This is a genomic window from Microbacterium sp. CPCC 204701, from assembly GCF_004010105.1.
GTDB lineage: Bacteria > Actinomycetota > Actinomycetes > Actinomycetales > Microbacteriaceae > Microbacterium.
Genome location: NZ_RRYE01000348.1, coordinates 1 through 3094 on the forward strand (window position 1 = coordinate 1; position 3094 = coordinate 3094).

Annotated in this window: 4 protein-coding genes; all 4 read right to left on the reverse strand. The window is 70.7% G+C overall.

Features of this window, described 5'->3' with window-relative positions; all coding sequences use genetic code 11:
• On the reverse strand, window positions 1-497 hold a 497-nt coding region (locus EIO58_RS15150; protein WP_446723934.1), incomplete at its 3' end, for a primosomal protein N' family DNA-binding protein.
• 54 nt (window positions 498-551) lie between these two features.
• Window positions 552-1745: a methionine adenosyltransferase gene (metK, locus tag EIO58_RS15155; RefSeq protein WP_127820215.1), complete on the reverse strand. Its 1194-nt coding sequence runs from the start codon at window positions 1743-1745 to the stop codon at window positions 552-554.
• An 86-nt stretch (window positions 1746-1831) separates the two neighbouring features.
• The gene (gene rpoZ / locus EIO58_RS15160) at window positions 1832-2086 is read right to left on the reverse strand and encodes a DNA-directed RNA polymerase subunit omega (RefSeq protein WP_127820216.1); all 255 of its coding nucleotides are present in this window, start codon (window positions 2084-2086) and stop codon (window positions 1832-1834) included.
• A gap of 102 nt (window positions 2087-2188) precedes the next feature.
• A complete protein-coding gene (gmk, locus tag EIO58_RS15165) occupies window positions 2189-3094 on the reverse strand; it encodes a guanylate kinase (RefSeq protein WP_127820217.1) in 906 nt (301 codons plus the stop codon).

The following is a 3094-nucleotide window of genomic DNA, read 5'->3' on the forward strand; positions in this document are numbered from 1 at the left end:
GGCGTCGGCGGTGCGTCGAGGGCGAGCCGCTCGCCGCCGGCGAGGGAATCGGCGAGGCCCGGGTACGCATCGAGCACCGTGCCGGCCCACGCGGTGGCGTCGGGCTCGAGCACCGGGGTGGGCGGTTCATCGGCGGCGAGCCAGGCCTTTTCGGCGCGGACCATGCGCTTGGGGATCGCGAGACGCAGGATGTCGACGGCCGAGCCCGCTGCCCGGTCGGCCGCGCGGCGGGCCAGGGCGTAGAGGCGGGGCGGGAGCACCGCGACCGGCGACACGACGTCGTCGAGCTCCGAGAGGGGGCGGTCCGAGGCATCAGGCTCGCCCACCTCGACGAGGTAGCCGTCGACGACGCGACCGGCGGCGCGCAGTGGCACGCGAACGCGCACGCCGGGGAGCGCAGACTCGGCGAGTGCATCCGGGATCGCGTAGTCGAAGAGACGGTCGAGCTGCGGCAGCGGCGAGTCGATGAGCACGCGCGCGACGCGACGAGCGCTCATGCGCGCCTCCGCAACGGCTCGCGCACCGGGCTCACCGCGAACACGCGGCCCCCGTCAGAGTCCGGCCGCTGCGCGGAGGGCGTCCGCGCGGTCGGTGCGCTCCCACGTGAAGTCGGGCAGTTCGCGCCCGAAATGGCCGTACGCGGCAGTCTGGGCGTAGATCGGGCGAAGGAGGTCGAGCTGGTCGATGATCGCCTTGGGGCGCAGATCGAACACCTCGAGGATCGCACGGGTGATCGCCTCGTCCGACACGTGACCGGTGCCGAAGGTCTCGACGTACAGCCCCACCGGCTTGGCCTTGCCGATGGCGTAGGCGACCTGCACCTCGAGGCGGTCGGCCAGTCCTGCGGCGACGGCGTTCTTCGCGACCCAGCGCATCGCGTACGCCGCCGAGCGATCGACCTTCGACGGGTCCTTGCCGCTGAACGCGCCGCCGCCGTGACGCGACGCGCCACCGTACGTGTCGATGATGATCTTCCGACCGGTGAGGCCCGCATCGCCCTTCGGACCGCCGATCACGAACGGGCCGGCGGGATTGATGTAGAACTGCACGTCGGGCAGATCGAGGCCGGTCGCGTCGAGCACGGGATCGATCACCTCGGCGCGGACGGCGGCGCGCAGCGCCTTCTGCGAGATGTCCGGGTGGTGCTGGGTCGACAGCACGACGGACTCGACCGTCTTCGGCGTCTGGCCGTCGTAGCCGAGGGTGACCTGCGTCTTGCCGTCGGGGCGGAGGAACGGGAGGGCTCCCGACCGACGCGCCTCAGACAGGCGCTCGGCCATGCGATGAGCCGTCCATGCGGCCATCGGCATGAGTTGCGGAGTCTCGGTCGTGGCGTAGCCGAACATGATGCCCTGGTCGCCGGCGCCCTGCAGGTCGTGAGGGTCCTCCGAGCCGTCCTCACGGCGCTCGAACGCCTTGTCGACGCCCGCCGCGATGTCAGACGACTGCGCTCCGATCGACACGCTCACACCGCACGAGTCGCCGTCGAAGCCGGTCTCGCTCGACGTGTAGCCGATGCGGTTGACGACGTCCCGCACGATCGCCGGGATCTCGACGTACGCCGAGGTCGACACCTCGCCGGCGACGTGCACGAGTCCCGTGGTCACGAGCGTCTCGACCGCGACGCGGCCGTCCGGGTCGTCGGTGAGGATGGCGTCGAGGATCGAATCCGAGATCTGATCGCAGATCTTGTCGGGATGCCCCTCGGTGACGGACTCGGATGTGAACAGACGAAGGTCGGTCATCGATTCTCCAGGTGAGAGGGGCGGACACCAGTATGCCCCCGAGGATCGACATCGCCGACCTCGGGGGCATACAGGACGTGATGGGACTATTCCGCGCGGCGCAGCCGCAGCTTGTCTTCGTGGATCTCGTGCAGCGCGATCGTGAGCGGCTTGTCTTCGACGGTCGAGTCGACCAGCGGGCCGACGTTGTCGAACAGGTTGCCCTCGTGCAGGTCGGAGTAGTAGTCGTTGATCTGACGGGCGCGCTTGGACGCGTAGATCACGAGCTGATACTTCGAGTCGACCTTCTCGAGAAGAGTGTCGATGGGGGGCTCGATGATGCCCTGGTTCGTTCCGGCCATGGCGAAACCTCCTGGATCGGATGACGGAATGGGAGTCTGGGGCCCCGACGCATCGAGGCATCCCACCATTCTACGCGAGACGCGGTCGACAGCCGCGCATCGTCAGTGCGCGAGCCGCGCGACCTCGTCCGCGGCGCGGGCCACGTCGTCGTTGACGACGCGGTAGTCGAACTCGCCCTGCGAGGCCAGCTCGGTCTTCGCAGTGCGGAGCCGGCGGGCACGTTCGGCGGCGTCCTCGGTGCCGCGGCCGACGAGGCGGTGCACGAGCTCGTCCCAGCTGGGCGGCAGCAGGAAAACCAGCGTCGCCGACGGGTCGGCCGCGCGCACCTGCCGCGCGCCCTGGAGATCGATCTCGAGCAGCACCGTGCGGCCGGCCGCGAGAGCCTCCTCGATCGGCTTGCGCGGCGTCCCATAGCGGTGGGCGTTGTGCACCGTGGCGTGCTCGAGGAGTTCGCCGGCGGCGATCATGCGATCGAACTCGGCGTCATCGACGAAGAAGTAGTGCTCGCCGTCGACCTCGCCCGGGCGCGGCGTGCGCGTGGTCGCCGACACCGAGAGGTGGATCTCGGGGTGGTGCTCCTTGATGTGCGCGGCCACCGTGCCCTTGCCGACCGCCGTGGGCCCCGCGAGCACGACGAGCCGGCTGCGGCCGCCGCGCGGCTCGAGCTCGGGCCACCGGGAGTCGAGGAACCGGCTGAGGTCCTCGCGCTGCCGCGAGCCGAGACCGCCCAGGCGCTTGACCGGAGAGATCGCGAGGTCGCGGAGGATGCGGTCGCGCTTTCCTTCGCCGATCGCGGGAATCGCGGTGAGGAACTCGGGCGCGCGCATCGCCCCCGCGGGCGATGTCGGATCGGCGAGTGCGCGGCGCAGCAGCTCCTGGGGCGTGATCACGCGTGTCGCGACGTCCTTCTTGAGCGCGGCGCGCTCGCGCCGCGCGGCGACGGCACGTCGGGAGGCGGCGACCCGGTCGACCTCGGGGGGCGTGCGGGCGGCTGCGGGTTCAGGCAT